The organism is Acidobacteriaceae bacterium, from assembly GCA_035944135.1.
GTDB lineage: Bacteria > Acidobacteriota > Terriglobia > Terriglobales > Acidobacteriaceae > Granulicella.
On sequence record DASZBM010000010.1, the window covers coordinates 512075 to 529000 of the forward strand.

Sequence of the window (16926 nt, forward strand, 5' to 3'; positions counted from 1 at the left end):
TTCCGAGGCAATGCTTCCCTTTGATAAATCCCGAGGGACTATGAGGAGCTAGAACTGAAATTGAAACTGCTGACAATTTCCTGCATCTCTCAGGCGTACACTCTGCGTTGTCTCGCGCGAATTTGCAGCCTGAGAGCAACGACGCCATAAGACGCAAGCATCGGATAGCAGGAGCCAGCCTGTCATGTTGATTCAACAATCCTCAGCCCCTACGCTGCTCGCCCGCTTTCGCGCCGTTCGATCCGCGACCATGCAGTTCTGCGCTCCGCTTACACCCGAGGACATGATGGTTCAGTCCTGTCCTGAGGCCTCGCCCATCAAATGGCACCTGGCGCATACCTCCTGGTTCTTTGAAACGTTTGTTCTCAGCGAGTTCGTGGCCGCTTACCAGCCGTTTCATCCGGACTTCCGCTGGCTTTTCAACAGCTACTACAAGGCGCTGGGCGATATGCCGGAGAAGAAACTTCGGGCCAGCTTCTCGCGGCCGCCGCTCGAACAGATCCTCGGCTACCGCGAGCACGTCGATGCCGCCATCACACGCCTTCTGGAGCAGGGCACCGAAGACGAGGCATTGCGCCGGATCACACTCGGGCTCGAGCACGAGCAGCAGCACCTGGAACTCGCGGCGACGGACATCAAGAACGCCTTCTTCACCAACCCGCTGCGGCCCGGCTACCGGGATCGTGTGGTCGAGCATGGTCTGGAAACCATCGCGCCACCGCTCGAATGGCTCAGCTTCACGCCGCCTGCACCAGGGCTGGTCAGCATTGGCGTCACGCCCGATCCGAACGCCCTCGACAGCTTTGCCTTCGATAACGAGACACCGCGGCACCCGGTATATCTCACGCCCTTCCGCCTTGGCGCGCGTCTCATCACCTGCGCGGAGTACCTGGCCTTCATGGACGAGGATGGCTACACGCGCCCGGAGCTTTGGCTCTCTGAGGGCTGGGATACCATGCGTGCGCAGGGATGGCACGCGCCGCTGTACTGGCAGCGCGATCCGGCTACCAGGTCGGGGTGGAGCATCTTCACACTGGACGGCGCACAACCTCTGGAGCAGCTCTCTGAAACACCCGTCTGCCACCTCAGCTTCTTCGAGGCCGATGCCTTTGCCCGCTGGAGCGGCGCCCGGCTTCCGACGGAGTTCGAATGGGAGTACGTCGCGGCGCAGCATCCGGTGACGGGCAATCTCCTCGAATCCGGCGCGCTGCATCCGCTGCCTCCGGTTGCGCTCGAAGACCGTCATCAACCGCAGCAACTATACGGCGATGTGTGGGAGTGGACAGCGTCCCCCTACACCGGTTACGCGGGCTATAAACCGCTGCCCGGCGCGCTTGGCGAGTACAACGGCAAATTCATGAGTTCGCAGATGGTCTTGCGTGGCGGCTCGTGCGTCACTCCGGCGTCGCACATACGCGCCACGTACCGCAACTTCTTCCAGCCGGGGACCCGCTGGCAGTTCAGCGGCATTCGTCTCGCGCGTGACGGCGCCAGCTAGAGTAACGGACTCCCCAACGGCAAATTCGTAGGCCAAAGCTGTAACGAGACCATCCGCGAGGCATCAAACTCCCATGCTCGAAGCCACTGAAGCCGCGCGTGAGGCGCTGCAGCCCGACACCGATCTTCGTAATGCCATGCTGGCCGAGGCGCTCGAAGGTCTCGCGGTTCCGGCCGGCAAGCAAAAGACGCTTCCGCCCTGGCTCTTCTACGATGAAGCCGGCTCCGCGCTGTTCGAGAAAATCACCGAGTTGCCGGAGTACTATCTCACGCGCGCCGAGCGCTCGATCTTCGCCGAGCGCGGCGACGAGGTAGTTACCAGCGTGGGATGCCCTCTCACGGTCGCCGAGCTAGGTTCCGGCACGGCGTCGAAGACCGGTCTGCTGCTCGGCGCCGCGGCAAAGCGTCAGCCCGAGCTCCTCTATCAGCCGATCGACATCAGTAACGCTGCACTCGAGCAAGCCGCGAGCGCAATACCGGCTGCGGTTTCCGGTGTGCAGGTGCGCCCCCAGCTCTCCAACTACATCACGAACGGCTACACAATTGAGCGTCCTGGCGACTGCTGTGTTCTCGCGCTCTACATCGGCTCCAGCATTGGTAACTTTGGGCCCGACGAAGCACGCTCTATTCTCCGCAAACTGCGCAAACATGTGAAAAAGATCGGCGATGCCGTCCTGCTCGGCGTTGACCTCGCGCCCAACCGCGACAAATCTGTGGAGCAACTGATCGCCGCGTATGACGATGCCGCCGGTGTCACGGCGGAGTTCAACAAGAACATCCTCGCGCGTTTGAACCGCGAGCTCGGCTCTGACTTCAATCTCGACAATTTCCGCCATCGCGCAGTCTGGAATCCGCAGGAGAGCCGCATGGAGATGCACCTCGAGAGCACGGTGCCGCAGACAGTCCACATCGGCGATCAAGAGATTATCTTTGCGCCCGGCGAGAGCATCCACACCGAGAACAGCTACAAGTTCACGGAACGCGGATTGCGTGAGCTCTTGCACGACTGCGGTTTCGGCTCGCCGCAGTGGTTTGAAGACGCCGATCATCACTTCGCTGTTGCGCTCGCCTATCCCGTCTAGCTCGGGCGCCGGTAGTCGCCGCTCTTGCCGCCGCTCTTGGACTCGAGCACGACTTGAAGAATGCGGATGCCTTTATCGAGCGCCTTCGTCATGTCATAGACAGTCAGCGCGGCAACCGCTGCCGCGGTCATCGCCTCCATCTCAACGCCCGTACCGGCAACCGTGGCCGCGGTCGCGCGGATCATCACACCACCTGCAACGACCTCCGCTATCACATCGACGAAGGTCAACGGTAGCGGATGACACATCGGAATCAGCTCGCTCGTTTTTTTCGCCGCCTGAATACCGGCAAATCGCGCCACCTCCAGCGGATTGCCCTTCGGATTCTTCGGCAGCGCAGCCAGCACTTCATCATTCAACTCGACGAACGCACTCGCCACGGCCTCACGCCGCGTTTCGGACTTCGCGCTCACATCCACCATTCGCGCCTGGCCTGCTTCGTCGAAATGTGAAAGCTTGTCGCTCATTTCAACGATCCTACCGCAGCAACACTCTCACACTCTCGCCTGCCGCAAACCGCTCCACACCATTCGGCAGCACCACAAACCCATTCGCGAGCGCATTCGCCGCAAGATCGCCCGACCCCTGCCAGGGAACGACGCGCACGCTCACGTGTTTCCAGTCGCTCTCGATAACAGCTGGCAGAAATCGCGTAACGCGCGCGCCACCCTTCACTTCCTCAGCGAGCTTTGCCTCGATGAATCGCGGCGCAATCTGCGTCTGTCCCGCGAGCGCCCGCAGCATCGGCGCAACGAACAGCCGGAAGCAGACCTCCGTCGAAACGGGATTTCCCGGGAGCCCGAAGAAGTAGTTCCGCTCGCGCTGATCTCTAATCCTCGATCCCTGATCTCTCCTCATTCGCCCGAATACCATGGGTTTACCCGGCTGAATCATCGCTCCCGTAAAGAAAAACTCCGCGCCACACTCTGCAAGCACCTGCTCCACCAGGTCGTACTTGCCCATTGAAACGCCACCCGAGAGCAGCAAGAGGTCCCACGCCCCGGCCTGTGCGATTCGTTCGCGCAGATCGCCCAGCGTGTCCTTTGCAATCTCCAGCTTCCCGCCAAAACCCCCTTCGTCGCAGACCATCGCTGCCAACGCATAGCTATTAGAGTTGTAAATCTGCCACGCTTCTGGTTTCGTGTTGAGCTTCACCAACTCATCGCCCGTCGCGACAATCGCCACCTTGGGCTGTTCGAACAGATTTAACCGCGTATACCCACAGCTTGCAGCAAGCGCGATCTCCGCCGCTCCAATGCGGCGCCCCGCCGGAATCAGCTCAGCCCCGGCGCGTGCCTCCGCACCCCGGGGCACAACATTCTCGCCGGCGACCAAGGTTCGTCCAGCCGCTACGCGCAGCCGGCCGTCGGCTCCAATCTCCGCATGCTCGACCATCAACACAGCGTCCGCTCCATCCGGCAGCGGTGCGCCGGTCATGATTTCGACGGCCTCGCAATTACCGACTGGAGCGCCGCGCCAGATCTCGCCCGCGCGCACTGAGCCCACGATCCGCAACGGCTCCGTGCTGGAAGTGGACGACACATCGACGCTCCGCACTGCATATCCATCCCGCGTCGAACGCCCAAACGGCGGCTGGTCCCGGTCCGCGCGTACCGGCTCGGCGATTACCCGGCCAACCGCATCTTCCAAAGCCACCGGTTCAGGATTCCGCGCCGGTTTCGCCAGCGCGGCCGCATGCCGCAGAACCTCCGCCAGCGCCTCCTCGAACTCCAGCACTCGCTCGCTCACACTCACCTCTCGACAAGCAAAAGCCCCGGCCGAGGCACTCGACCGGGGCTCGCGCTGTCGCAAGCTTACTTCTTCTTGCCTGCCCTGTAGCTCGTGTCAATCTTCTCGCCCAGGCTGGTAAGGACCTCCTCCACCGCCTGCGCGTGCGGCCCATTCGGTGCAAGCTGCAGGTACTTCTGGTAGGCCTCGACGCATCCCGGTGGCGGAACGATTTTCTGGGTCTTCTGATCGAAGGTTGATTTCGCGATCAACGCCTGGCCTTTGATGAAGTATGGGTCCGGACGGGTCGGGTCCGCAGCAATCGCCTTGTCCGCCGCAGCCGCAGCCGCGTCGGTCTGTTGTGCGTTGAACAGCACCGCAGCCTCATTGCCGTAGAACATGCCCGCGCTGGTTGGCTCCGCCTTAACCGCGTTCTCGAAGGCAGAAGCAGCATCGGCAGGCTTGCCCTCCTTCGCATATACGTTGCCCGCGCCGTTCCATGCCGCCGCCTGATCCTGCGGCACCGGCTTCTTCGACGCCGCATTCAATTCCGCGCCCTTTTTATAGGCCTCGATCGCGTCGTCGTACATCTTCATCGCGTCGGCATCCCCGCTGACTGGCTTGTGCGCATCCTTGTCAGCCTTGGCAAGATGATCTCCCTGCGCTTCCAGCGCGTTGCCGTAACTGATCCACAGGATGCTCTCATCCGGCTTCGCGTCGACGGCCGCTTTCATGTCGGCGACGTCCTTGCTCACATCGCCGGAGGTTGGCCGTGCGGCTGCCAGATCTGTGCGCACTGTGGCCAGCGTCGCGTTCAGGTTGGCGATCTTCTTATTCGCCTCCATCGCCGCGGACGCGTTCTTCTTGAACTCCTCGAGCTGTTTCTTCTCCTCGGGGCTAAGCTTGTTCACGTAGTCCGCGCGACTCATGTCGAAGTCGAGCGTCTTATCATCGCCTGCCTTGAGTGTCACCTGCTGGAAGTCGATACTCTTATCGTTGGCCACGACTGCTACCAGGTAGTCTCCAGGCTTCACGCCAGAACCCTTGTAGTTGCCGCTCGAGTCGATGGGGAAAGAATTTTCGATCTTCTTGCCCTTCCACTCGCCGCCGGTCATATCGTGGCTGAACTGCACCGTTCCCGTGGTGAGGGGCTGTCCCGCCGGGTTCTGCACGTGTCCATGTACGGTTGCGTCCTGCGCAATTGCAGGAGCTGCTGCACCCATTGCAACCACCACGGTTGCCGTCAGCAAAATCTCTCTCCAGGTTCTCATCCGTTTCCTTCCTTGGTGCGAATCATCGCGGTTCTCGTCCGCTGTCCACTCTCATTTTGGACGCGCAAAACCGGCCCGTGCCACCATCTCCCCGGGCGGGATCGGATTGCGGGCAGCACGACCAACTTACATGCATTCCGGCCCCCGGTTCAACTCCGCGCAGATGGTGGGTCCGCTAGGGGTTAGCGTCGTTCCGGTTCGTTGGCAATCTCCGCCGCGGTCACATCCTCCATGGTTTCGGGCGCCTCGATCGGTCCAGCCAGCACCTCCCGAGCCGCCGCCTCGTCCTCCGGGCGCACCTGCAGCCGCGATGCAAATGCCGGGGGAATCAGGGTATTCGCATTCTCTCCCTGCAGGAAGGATGTGATCCCGGCGGAGTCCAGCGCCATTCGTGCCATGTTCGCAGTCACCGGCTCCATAAACTCCGCCACCGTCACCAACCCCTCAGGCGGGTATGCCGCGGACTCCTCGGTCAGCCGTTCCAGCTCTTCGCTTTGCTCGCTCATGCCCTTCTCGTCTCCGGCGCCGGACCAACCGGCGCCTTACTTCTGTTCAATTGACTGCAGGTGAAACGTAATCGTTCCCCAGAACAGCCGCGCCTGCATCTGCACCGGTAAATGGCGCGTGTCGTCCGTGTACCAGATCCATATCTGGCCGCGGTTTTTCACCACGCCCTCATCGGCAGTCGCTTGCACTTTGACGGTCTGAAAGGTGCCCGCGGGTGTCTTAATCTCTTCTTTCGACTCAACTTTCATCCCGACCGTCACCGTCCGCATGCTGTCCGCCAGAGGAAAATACATTGTCTGCCCCACATTCAGCGGCTGCGATTGCGCATAGAAGATGGCCGAAAGCGAATCTGCCACACAGGCAGGGATATTCGCCTCTTTGTGCGTTGCCGTTCCCTTGACCAGGTTGCGCTCGTTCTGCGTCTGCCGGCCGCGCGTGTAGTCGAACATCAACTCGCTCGCCATCTTCCGCCGGCCCTCCTGAATCTGTTTGTTGAATCCGCCCGAGCATCCGGTCTGCAGATTGAAGCCTGACTGGAAGCGATCGACCACGGGAAACAGCATGTTGATGGCGCCAATCGTATCGGCGGTCGCGGAGAGTTTCATCGTCTCGCCAACCTGATCAAGGTGAAAGACTGCAATTCCTGCCGTAAATACGCGCCAGTCAACTGAAAAGGTCAGGGTCTGGTGCTGGGGATACTCGAATCCGGGAACGGGCGGCTGCAACGGAGGGATCGGCCTCTGCGGCGCGGGCGTTCGCGACAGAATCTGTGCGCTCAGCCCAACTGCCACGGCCATGGTCGCGCCAAGCGCGGAGACGGTTCGTAGAGCCGAGCACATCCAGGCCTTCAAAATGCCGTCTCTCCTTGCCTCTAGAAATGCCCGCGGTACAGCCACATGCGAAGAATAAGGGCTACATACAATGCAGCCGCACCGATGCTGGCATTGTACTCGCGGTGATGACGGTACCGCTCGTGCGAGAACCTGCCCATCCCCCGTTCCGTGTCTGCAAATCGCGCCGGTGTCAGCCGTGGGAGCAGGCGGGGCACGCGTTGCGCATATTCCTCGAATTGTGGAAAGGTGCCCCGCAGAAATTCCTCTTCGGACAGGATCGTCGGCACATAAATCGCAAGGAACATCGCAATCAGCAGCACGACCAACCACCATCGGCCGGCAGCGACCGCAAACCCCGCTGCAATCGACATCGACCCCAGGTACAACGGATTGCGTGTGTATGCGTATGGGCCCGTGCGCGTCAGTTCAGCATTCTTCTTCACATACCCAGCCGCATAGCCACGCAGCCACAATCCCGGAAGCACAAGCACCAGCCCAACTACCAGCGTCGTCCACGTCGGGCGCGCAAAGATGAGGAACACGGCTGCGACGACAAAGCCCAGCGGCACGCGTGCCCTGCGCGCAATCTTCTGCCATCCCCTCCGCTCTGTTGCCATCACTCCATCTTCGCAGATGTGTTGTTGTTGCTGTTGCGGCTGCTTTTCCTGTTTGTCATTCCGAACCACAGGCGAGGAACCTGTTTTTGCAGCTCAGCCCACAAGGGTAGTCACCTCACGCAGTACCTCATCCACCGTGATCCTGGCTAGCCCCGCATCGATCTCCGCCACACGCTTGTGACTCGTCACCGACCCGACGCTGCGGATCACGCGCATCGGTCCTGATCCCCATGGTCCGTTCCTTGCCGGATCCGTCGGCCCGTACAGCGCGACCAATGGAATCCCCAGCGCCGCTGCCAGATGCGTCGGTCCCGAATCTCCTCCCACCAGCAGCGACGTTCTCCGCATCAGCGCAATCAGTCCGGCGACATTGCACACCACAGCCTCCGCCGCGCCATCACCGGCCGCGACAACACTCGCCGCCACTGCATCATCCTTTTTCGGCGCATTCACTAGCGGAACGTATCCCATCGCGCGGATCTCGCGCGCCAACTCTCCATAGCGCTCTGCCGGCCACTGCTTCGCTCCCCATCCGGCCGAGGCCGCCAGCAGACACACCTTGCGATCTTCCACGAACTCCGCGGCCCAATCCTCCGCCCAGCGCTCGTGCGGCAGCTTCACGGCAGCGGGCTGCAAAGCAATGTTGCATGCCGCACCCAGCAGCCCCGCTCCCTGCTCCACTATGTGCTTGCCGATCCGTCGCTGCGTACTCCGGTACAGATGAGCTGCCGCGGCCTCGCGCGGATTGTCGTAGCCAACAAACTCTCGCGCTCGCGCAAAACGTCCAATCACCGCCGACCGCATAGTCCCTTGCATGTCGACCACAACCTCGTACCGCTCATTACGCAGCTCTCTGCGCAGCTTCGCAATGGAGCGCAGCGTCTTCCAAGAGAGCGGCGCCGCGCTCCACATCTTTGTCTCGGCGAGATGAATGCGGTTCACAATCTCTCCGTGCCCTTCGCTGTTCACCAGCAGCGGCGCCCATCTCGGATCCACGACCCAGTCGATCGTCCAATCAGGTTGCGCATTGCGCAGCGCGGCCGCCGCCGGTAGCGCGTGCAACACGTCACCGAGCGCCCCAACCCGGACAATTAGTAACCTCACGCCTGCTCCGCCCTTGATAACTTCACGCGCGCTGTTCTCCCAGCCGCGCTTCCAACGCACCCACCACCGCGTTCGCGTCCGCGAACTCCGCCTCGAGCCCCACCGTCATCAACGGCCCAAGCGTCTCCAGCCGCTCACACATCGCCTTCGTCAGCTTCACGTTGTCTTTCTCTGTTGTCACGAAGCCCGTCGCATTCAACTGGCGTCCCAGCTCGAGGATTCTCTCCATGTCATGCATCCCGTAGGCATGGTGATCTGGAAATACGATCGTGTCCACAACGCCGCAGCCGGCCGCAATCAGCATCGCCTGAAATCCCTCCGGCCGCGCGATCGCGCAGAACGCCACCGGCCGCAGCCCTGCAGTAAAGACGAGCAGCGGTGCAGGGAAGACGAGCTTCCTTCGCACAACCCACATCTGTGCGCCTTCGCGCATCAGCTTCCACGCGCGCTCCTTGACGTCTTCCAGTTCGTCTTCACGAATCACAATCGCATCCGCGCGCCGCAGGGCGCCAAAACGCTCGCGCAGATTACCCGCAGGCATCAGCGTGTCGTCGAGGTCCTCTGCCGTCACCAGTACTACATCAAAATTGCGCGCCAACTGCCTGTGCTGAAACCCGTCGTCTAGCAGGTGGACAGCCTTCACACTCCGCGATGGCTGACTCGTCGCCTCGCCATCCACGTGGTTATGGTTATGATTTGCATCGGCCCCGCGCACTTCACTCGCAACGCCGCTCTCTGCCGCCCGTCCCGCGGCGAACCTGTTTCCGCCTACCCAAACCGGAACACCCGTCGCCCGTGCAATCACCACAGGCTCATCGCCATATCGTTCTGCTGTGCGATCTCCCATCGCAGCGACCCACTCCACTCCGTGCCCAATTCGCCCGTACCCGCGCGAGAGCACATCCACGTCCCACCCGCGCGCCCGCAGCATCTTCGCCAGCGAAATCACTACCGGAGTCTTGCCCGCGCCGCCAGCCGAGATCGAGCCCACACTCACCACCGGCCGTTCCAGTCGTCGAACTTTCAGCAGACCGGCCCTTCGCAGCCCATCCTTCAGCGCGATCACCGCGCGATACAGCGGAACCAGCGGCCACGCCCACGGCCTGCGTGCACTCACGGCGTGCCTCCCCGCAACACCTCCACAATAACGCGCACTGCATGGCGGGTGGCGCCCTGCTGCTTCTCAAATACGACGCGTCCTCTCTCGCCCATAGCTTGCGCAACCTTGCGGTTCGAAAGCAGTTCGACAAGTGTCTCCCGCAACTCGTCGCGGTTCTCCACGACCCGAATCGCGTTCGCCTTCTGCATCGTGGAAACGATGTCCCGAAAATTTTCGTACGACGGTCCAATCACCACCGGCACGCCGAACTGCGCAGGCTCCAGCGGATTGTGGCCGCCGCGCTTCACAAGGCTTCCTCCCACAAAGGCAACGTCCGCCACTCCATACACCGCGGCAAGATCACCGATCGTATCCAGGATCACGACCTCGCGCGGCTTATCGCTTTTGACTCCGATCGTCTCGCGTGCCAGCCACTTACTCACCAGCGCATAGCGAAATTCAAACGCGGCAGCTTCCGCCGCCGCAAACCGCTCGGGGTGCCTGGGTGCGAGCACCAGCAAAGCCCCTATCGGTGCGTGAGTTGCCCCCTTTCGCCATCCATGAAGCACCGCGAACTCTTCCCACGAAGCTCGCTTTCCGCTCGGATCGTCCGTCGTACTCCCTGCCACGACGATCTGTCTTCCCGCAGCAGCCTCTTTGATCAACGCCGCAACCTTGCTTTCCTTGCGTGCACGGACGTCATACTTCAGGTTCCCAATCGCCCGCACGACCTCTGCATTCGCTCCCATTTCGACCAGCCGGCGCGCATCCTCCTCGCTCTGCGTCAACCATAGGTCTACCTGCGCCAGCACGCGTCCCCACACCCTGCGCACCGTCATCCCACGCGCAAATGACCGGTCGCTCACTCGCGCATTCACCACCATCACCACGACCTCTGCACGGCGGCACTCGCGCAGCACGCGCGGCCAGATTTCGCTCTCCATCAGCACCAGCGCAGCGGGATTCAACAGCCGCAGATACGGCCGCACGGCAAAGGCGAAGTCCAGCGGAAAATAAAAAACCCGATCCGCCCCGAAACGTTCCCTGGCCAGCGCCTGACCCGTTCGAGTTGTGGTCGACACCACCACGCGCCAGCGCTCGTCCTGCTCGCCTAAGGCCGTTTCCAACTCGCGCACCATCCGCGATGCCGCTAGCACCTCGCCCACGCTGACCGCGTGCACCCAAACCACGCGGCGCTGCTCGGCAAACCCCGCGACAGCCTCCCGCAACCGCTGTGGAACATTCCCCAGGCGCTCAGAGATGCCCTCCCGATAGCGTTCGGTCGTGAGGATCCGTGCAATCCACCACGGAGAGCTCACCACCAGGGCCGTCATCAGCAGCGCGCTATAGAGCCACATCATGGCGCACGCTCACCGGCGCTCACGCCGCATACCATCTCACTTTGCTCGCGTCGCATTCCCCAGAGGATAATTCAACGGTATGTCTTTCCAGTTGCGGCTCCTCATCACTCTCATCTTGGCGGCACCGCTCGCCGCTCACGCCGACAAGCCCCGCAAGGCCCCCCCGCCGCTTCCAGCCGCGCAGTACCCGGCGCACGACACGCACGAGCAGATCACCATCGCTGCCGACCCCGGCGACACCAAGGAAACCGCGCCGCATACCCGCCTCGACTACCTCGGCCATGGCTTTATGCCCATCCGCATCATCGTCACCAACGACTCTTCGCAGCCCCTTTCGCTCGACGACGCGCGCATTCTCTTCGTGGCTGCTAACGATACCGAGGAAAACGCTGCGACACCGGAAGAACTCGATCGCGGCATCTGGCCGGCTCGCAAGCAAGAGATTCCAACGACGCCTATTCCAATCATCATTCACAAGAAGCCAAAGCCTGTTGACAACCAGATTCGTCTCGACGATGCGGACTTCGGCTTCAAAACATCCACCATTGCGCCGCACGCTACTGAAGCTGGGTGGCTCTACTACGACGTTCGCGACCTCGGCCAGGATGAACTCAAAGGCGCGACCATTGAGCTGCGCAAGGTTCGCTGGGCCGCCACAAACAAATCTCTCGACACCTTCGAGATCCGGCTCGCTCCTATTGCTGCCCCAATCCAAACCAGCCACTAACGCAGACGATCTCGTTTCATGATCAATATCCGTCCCGCCACGCCCGCTGACGTCCCCACGATGCTCCGCTTCATCCACGAGCTTGCCATCTACGAGCGCGAGCCCGAGGCCGTCATTGCGACCGAAGCCGATCTCCTCCGCGACGGCTTCTCCCTCGCGCCCGACGGCACCGCGCTCAACTTACCCATCCGTTTCCGCACCCTCATCGCCGAGCTCATCGAAGACACCGCCACCACCCCCGCCGGCTTCGCACTCTTCTTCAACAGCTACTCCACCTGGCTCGGCCACCACGGCATCCGCCTCGAGGACCTCTACGTCACACCCGCGCTGCGCGGAAAGGGAATTGGCCGCGCCTTGCTCACAAACCTCGCGCGCATCGCCATCGACGAAGACTGCCCGCGCCTCGAGTGGGACGTCCTCGACTGGAACGAACCCGCCATCGCCGTCTACCATCGCCTCGGCGCCCGCATGCAAACCGAATGGCGCATCATGCGCCTCTCGGGCGACGCGTTAACTGCCCTCGCCGCTCAGAACGACCTATCCTAGAGGAGCATGAAGCATATCCACATCATCGGGGGCGGACTCGCCGGCCCCGAAGCCGCTCTCCAGGCCGCCGCACTCGGCTGCAACGTCACACTCTCGGAGATGCGCCCGCTGCGCTCCACCGAAGCCCACCAGACCGCCGACTTCGCGGAGCTCGTCTGCTCCAACTCCCTCAAGTCCGAGTCCGAGAACACCGCGCCCTGGCTTCTGAAACAGGAGATGCGCCGGGCAAACTCGTTCCTCCTCGCTGCAGCCGACGCCTCCGCCGTCCCCGCCGGCCACGCGCTCGCGGTCGACCGCATCGAGTTCTCACGCCGCGTCGCCGAGCAACTCGAGCGCAACCCGCGCATCACCATCCAGCGCGAAGAGATCATGCAACTCCACGAGGACGATCCGGATACCATCACCATTCTCGCGACCGGCCCGCTCACCTCCTCGCCGCTCGCCGCCGAACTCCAGCGCCTCACCGGCGCCAACCACCTCGCCTTTTACGACTCCATCTCGCCCATCGTCGACGCCTCCACCATCGACATGGACAAGGTCTACTTCGCCGCGCGCTGGGACAAAGGCACCGCCGACTACATCAACTGTCCCTTCACCAAAGAGGAGTACGACCGCTTCCTCGACGCCCTCACCTCCGCCGAAGAAGTCCAATCCAAAGAATGGGAACAGATCCCCACAGGGACTTCCGCCAAGCTGCAGTACTTCGAGGGCTGCCTGCCCATCGAAGAAACCGCCCGCCGCGGCCGCGACACCCTCCGCTTCGGCCCAATGAAGCCCGCCGGCCTCACCAACCCGCGCACCGGCAAGTGGCCCTACGCTGTCGTGCAGCTCCGCCAGGAAAATCTCCGCGCCGACAGCTACAACCTCGTCGGCTTCCAGAACCACCTGAAGTTCGGCGAGCAAGCCCGCGTCCTCCGCCTCATCCCCGGCCTCGAGAACGCCACCTTCCTGCGCTACGGCCAGATCCACCGCAATACCTACATCCACGCACCGTCGCTGCTCACTGAAACACTGCAACTCAAGCAGCACCCCAACATCCTCATCGCCGGCCAGCTCTCCGGCGTCGAAGGCTACACCGAATCCATCGCCTCCGGCCTCCTCGCCGGACGCTTCGCCGCCGCTCTCGCGCGTGGCGAACGGCCCACACCTCCGCCACGGCTAACCGCCAACGGCTCACTCACGCACTACATCACGCACGCTGAAAGCAAGCACTTCCAGCCCGCCAACATCACCTTCGACCTCCTGCCGCCACTCGAAGACGATCTCCGCAAGAAGATCCGCGACAAAAAAGAGCGTCATCGCATCCAGTGCGAACGCGCCCTCAACGCATGGAACGAGTGGCTGGCTGCATCCTCAGCCCCAGCCGTCACCGCTCAAGCCATCTAGGCTTTTTAGCGTCCTGACGCCACCTGCACGTTCAATGCCTTGCGTGCTTCCGCCAATTGCGGCAGCGCCGGATCTGCGGCTTTCCACGCCTTCAGGAAGGCCTCATAATCCCGCTTCGCCGCCACTTTGTCTCCACCAAGGTCCTCAGCTCGAGCCAGCCCATACAGCCCAAACCCCGAGTTCGGCCGCTCAACAAGCGCTGCTTGGAATGCTGCCTTCGCGCCTGCGTAGTCACCGGCTTTCAACAGCGCGTCGCCGTCGGTCTCCGCCACAGGGCGAACATATCCCGGCGGTTCGTGGTACCCCAACGCCTTTTCCTGCCGCGCAGCCTCCGAAAAAAGGCCCTTGCCCTCCGACAGATTCTTATCCTTGATCAAGATCGCCGCCCGCAGTTCCAGCGACGCGATACGCATCGCCTTCAACATCGGCTCCGAATCGGCATCCGGCATTATGGGCATCGTTGCGGGCTTGCTGGCATCATCATGCTTCGTCGCCGAGTCTCCCATCTTCATCTTGTCGCCCTGCGTGCTCTCCGCGCGCCACAATCCCGCATCCATCGCGTCGGAAGCTGCCTTCGCCGCAGCGAGATCGTTCCCGTCCACCGCCGCCATGCCAGCCGCATACTCGCGCAGTGCTGCGCTAAGAGCCCGCAGATTCTTCGAGCTCTCCTGCGCCGGAATTTTCTCGGCATCGAGCAGCTTCACGACGCCCTCCCAGTCTCCCATCCGCAGCGCCACCGGCAGCCGATTGTTGATGCGCGCCATGTCGTCTCGTGAAGACCAGATGTACAGCGTCGTCGAAAGCTGTCCGCGCGCATTGCCCAGCCGGTCCGAAAGCGCATTCGCCTGCGCCAGCTTGCCTTGCTCCATCAGGTTGGCGATCGCGTACATCATGTTGTGCACGTAATTCCAGTCATCATCAGGACTCACGTGCTGCTCGCGCATGTAACGCTCGTCCACCTCCATCGACGCCGCAAACCAGTGCTCTGCCGTCGCGTAGTCTCCCACGCGGTAGTAGATATGTCCCGGCATGTGCACCATGTGTCCCGAGTTTGGCGCCAGGCTCGCCAGCTTCTCGGCGCTCTCAATCGCGCGCTCCGGATAATTGCCCGGCTCCATCGCATGAATCCAGTAGTGGTTCGCCGCCGAATCGTTCGGCGCGTCGCGCAGCACGCCTTGCAGAATGAAAATTCCTTCGCGCGTTCCGGCCTTCGGCTCATTCTTGTCGTCGAAGCCATCCATCAACGCACCGGCCAAAAAGATCCGCGCCTCTACATCCTGCGGATCCAGCGCCACCAGCTTCCGCAGGATCGCCACCTCGGGATGTTGCCCCTCCTTGGCCGGCGACTCCGCCTCAGCTGCCTCGATGTACAGCTGTTCCGCCGGGCTCACCTGCGCCTTCAACCGGCTCGCCTGCTTAAGCGCTGCCAAGCCGTAGTTGCGCGTCGGCATCCGGTCTCGAAACCCTTCAATCTGAAACAAACCCCAGTAGCACATCGCACAGTTCGGATCCACTCGGATGCCTTGCTCGTACGCCTTTGCCGATTCGTAGTCCCAGAAATCATGCTCCAGGCTCAAACCTTGGTCGAACCACGCCTGTGCCTCCGGTGTCGCCGTGATTTTGATGTGGCTGTTCCCAATTCCCGTCATACGCTGCGGAACGGGGAGCTGATCCGGCGCCGGGATCGGCTTCATCTCCGGCATATTCATACCCGCCATGCCGCTCGCGCCTTGCTGCGCAAAACTTGTATTCGAACTACAGTTCAGAACTGTTCCCAATACACAGCAGAAAAACGCCTTACGCGCGCTCAAAGGGAAATACATATGACAGCACTATAGCTCTCGGCATCTCCAATGACGTGCACTCTCGCCCGCCCGATTCGCCGCCACATCCGGATGCAGGCAATTTGCCGGGAAAAACCTGTAGCTCCCGGATGAGCTGCGTGCTACGCTGCGCGTAACCAACCATGTCTCCACTCAGCGCAGCCGACTGCATCTCGCCATCGTTCTCGCGCACCAGGCTCATCCTCTTTTCTCCTTTTATGAGAGGCCGCACCTGGAAGCTCTGTGCAACGGGCTATCTTGCCACCGCCGGCAATCTCTTTCTGCCTTTCCCACTTGTCTACCTGATGTTTCTGCCTGCCGCACATCGTGCTGGCGAGCCATTCGCCGTCGCGCTCATCACGGCTTGTACCGTATTCACCGCAGTTTTTCTTTTCCTCTTCGTTCTCTTCTCACGTCTGCAGTTTGCCTTTTTCGAGGTCGTCCTTAATCGCGAGCAATTCATCGCTCCGCTCTGGCGCAAGCACCGCAGCGTCTATGCCTCATGGACATGGCTCAAAGTGGTTGCAGGGTTTGCAATCACCGCCGCCTTCGCTCTCCCCATCGCGGCCTACGGCCGTAGCCTCCTCGAGCTCATGCGCTCCATGTCCGCGCTCAAGCCCGGCCAGATGCCGCCGCCAGAGTTCTTCGTTACCTTCTACGGCGGATTCCTCGGCGTCTACGCCATCTTCATCCTTCTCTACTTCCTCGGCTCACTCGGCTACGACTTCATCGTCCCGTCGCTGGCGCTCGAGTCCATCCCGCTCGGTGAAGCCTTTCGCCGCTTCGGCAGGCTCGTCCGCGCCGAACCCGGCCAGTTCGCCCTCTACTGCCTGCTCAAGATTGTGCTCGGTTTCGTTGGCTACATGGCGCTCAACTTCGCACTCCAGATCGTCATGTTCCTGGTGTTCGTGGTCGTTGGCCTTGTCGCTCTGCTGATCGGCTTCCTTCTGCATCTCGTGGGCGTTCCCACTGCAGTGCTCATTGGCCTCGCCATCGCTCTTGGAATCGTTCTCTTCCTCGTACTCCTTGTTTACGTCATGGTCATCGGCCTTGGATCGCTGCTCACTTTCTTCGAGTCCTACTCGATTTATTTCCTCTCCGGCCGCTATCCACTGCTTGGGGAACTGCTCGCGCGCTCCACGCCGCCTCCACAGCCGGCCGTCCCGCAGCCATGGAATCCTTCCTATTACCCTCCTTACCCGCCGCCATCGGCCTGAGCTAAGCCCCGGTACAGCATACGTTTAGCGCGCGGGGAACCCATCAGAGCTCTTCGCCGTATATCAGTCTGGGCTATTCGACAAAGAGGTGCAGCATGACACCGCTCTCTGGCCACCGACGCCATCAC

The 16926-nt window shown here is 61.7% G+C and carries 16 protein-coding genes; 6 read left to right on the forward strand and 10 right to left on the reverse strand.

Annotated features, from left to right (window positions below; translation table 11 throughout):
* Positions 1-184: 184 nt before the first annotated feature.
* Both egtB and egtD read left to right on the forward strand, forming a co-directional pair.
* Positions 185-1498, forward strand: a complete 1314-nt coding sequence (gene egtB, locus VGU25_16715) for an ergothioneine biosynthesis protein EgtB (GenBank protein ID HEV2578849.1) — start codon at positions 185-187, stop codon at positions 1496-1498.
* Positions 1499-1571: 73 nt separating this feature from the next.
* Complete coding sequence (egtD, locus tag VGU25_16720) at positions 1572-2579, forward strand: L-histidine N(alpha)-methyltransferase (protein HEV2578850.1); 1008 nt, start codon at positions 1572-1574, stop codon at positions 2577-2579.
* Here the strand turns inward: egtD and moaC are convergent.
* From moaC to VGU25_16765, 9 genes are all read right to left on the reverse strand, one after another.
* Positions 2576-3046, reverse strand: a complete 471-nt coding sequence (gene moaC, locus VGU25_16725; GenBank protein ID HEV2578851.1) for a cyclic pyranopterin monophosphate synthase MoaC — start codon at positions 3044-3046, stop codon at positions 2576-2578. The two genes, egtD and moaC, sit on opposite strands and share 4 nt — an antisense overlap.
* Positions 3047-3056: 10 nt before the next feature.
* Positions 3057-4328 carry a gephyrin-like molybdotransferase Glp gene (glp, locus tag VGU25_16730; protein ID HEV2578852.1) on the reverse strand — a complete coding sequence of 424 codons (1272 nt, stop codon included), beginning with the start codon at positions 4326-4328 and terminating at the stop codon, positions 3057-3059.
* Positions 4329-4393: 65 nt separating this feature from the next.
* Entirely contained in the window at positions 4394-5578 is a 1185-nt protein-coding gene (locus VGU25_16735; protein HEV2578853.1) for a tetratricopeptide repeat protein, read from the reverse strand.
* Between the two features lie 182 nt (positions 5579-5760).
* Positions 5761-6084, reverse strand: coding sequence for a DUF2007 domain-containing protein (locus VGU25_16740; GenBank protein ID HEV2578854.1), 324 nt, complete (start codon positions 6082-6084; stop codon positions 5761-5763).
* A gap of 36 nt (positions 6085-6120) precedes the next feature.
* Entirely contained in the window at positions 6121-6936 is an 816-nt protein-coding gene (locus tag VGU25_16745) for a DUF3108 domain-containing protein (protein ID HEV2578855.1), read from the reverse strand.
* Between the two features lie 20 nt (positions 6937-6956).
* Entirely contained in the window at positions 6957-7535 is a 579-nt protein-coding gene (locus VGU25_16750; GenBank protein ID HEV2578856.1) for an isoprenylcysteine carboxylmethyltransferase family protein, read from the reverse strand.
* 93 nt (positions 7536-7628) lie between these two features.
* Positions 7629-8639 (reverse strand): glycosyltransferase family 9 protein, encoded by a 1011-nt coding sequence (locus VGU25_16755; GenBank protein ID HEV2578857.1) that lies wholly within the window; start codon positions 8637-8639, stop codon positions 7629-7631.
* 22 nt (positions 8640-8661) lie between these two features.
* Positions 8662-9756, reverse strand: a complete 1095-nt coding sequence (lpxK, locus tag VGU25_16760; protein HEV2578858.1) for a tetraacyldisaccharide 4'-kinase — start codon at positions 9754-9756, stop codon at positions 8662-8664.
* Complete coding sequence (locus VGU25_16765) at positions 9753-11099, reverse strand: glycosyltransferase N-terminal domain-containing protein (GenBank protein HEV2578859.1); 1347 nt, start codon at positions 11097-11099, stop codon at positions 9753-9755. Before VGU25_16765 ends, lpxK begins: the two co-directional genes overlap by 4 nt.
* A 79-nt stretch (positions 11100-11178) precedes the next feature.
* Here VGU25_16765 and VGU25_16770 point away from each other — a divergent pair, with 79 nt between their 5' ends.
* Genes VGU25_16770 through trmFO form a run of 3 tightly spaced genes read left to right on the forward strand, consistent with a single transcriptional unit; the run spans position 11179 to position 13758 of the window.
* Positions 11179-11826 (forward strand): hypothetical protein, encoded by a 648-nt coding sequence (locus VGU25_16770; protein HEV2578860.1) that lies wholly within the window; start codon positions 11179-11181, stop codon positions 11824-11826.
* An 18-nt stretch (positions 11827-11844) separates the two neighbouring features.
* Positions 11845-12372, forward strand: coding sequence for a GNAT family N-acetyltransferase (locus VGU25_16775; GenBank protein ID HEV2578861.1), 528 nt, complete (start codon positions 11845-11847; stop codon positions 12370-12372).
* A 6-nt stretch (positions 12373-12378) separates the two neighbouring features.
* Positions 12379-13758, forward strand: a complete 1380-nt coding sequence (gene trmFO / locus VGU25_16780) for a methylenetetrahydrofolate--tRNA-(uracil(54)-C(5))-methyltransferase (FADH(2)-oxidizing) TrmFO (GenBank protein ID HEV2578862.1) — start codon at positions 12379-12381, stop codon at positions 13756-13758.
* A 5-nt stretch (positions 13759-13763) separates the two neighbouring features.
* On the opposite strand, the gene VGU25_16785 is transcribed toward trmFO, so the two are convergent.
* Positions 13764-15476: a hypothetical protein gene (locus tag VGU25_16785; protein ID HEV2578863.1), complete on the reverse strand. Its 1713-nt coding sequence runs from the start codon at positions 15474-15476 to the stop codon at positions 13764-13766.
* A 248-nt stretch (positions 15477-15724) separates the two neighbouring features.
* Between VGU25_16785 and VGU25_16790 the strand changes: the two genes are divergently transcribed.
* On the forward strand, positions 15725-16798 hold the full coding sequence (locus tag VGU25_16790; GenBank protein ID HEV2578864.1) for a hypothetical protein: 1074 nt from the start codon (positions 15725-15727) through the stop codon (positions 16796-16798).
* Positions 16799-16926 lie beyond the last annotated feature (128 nt).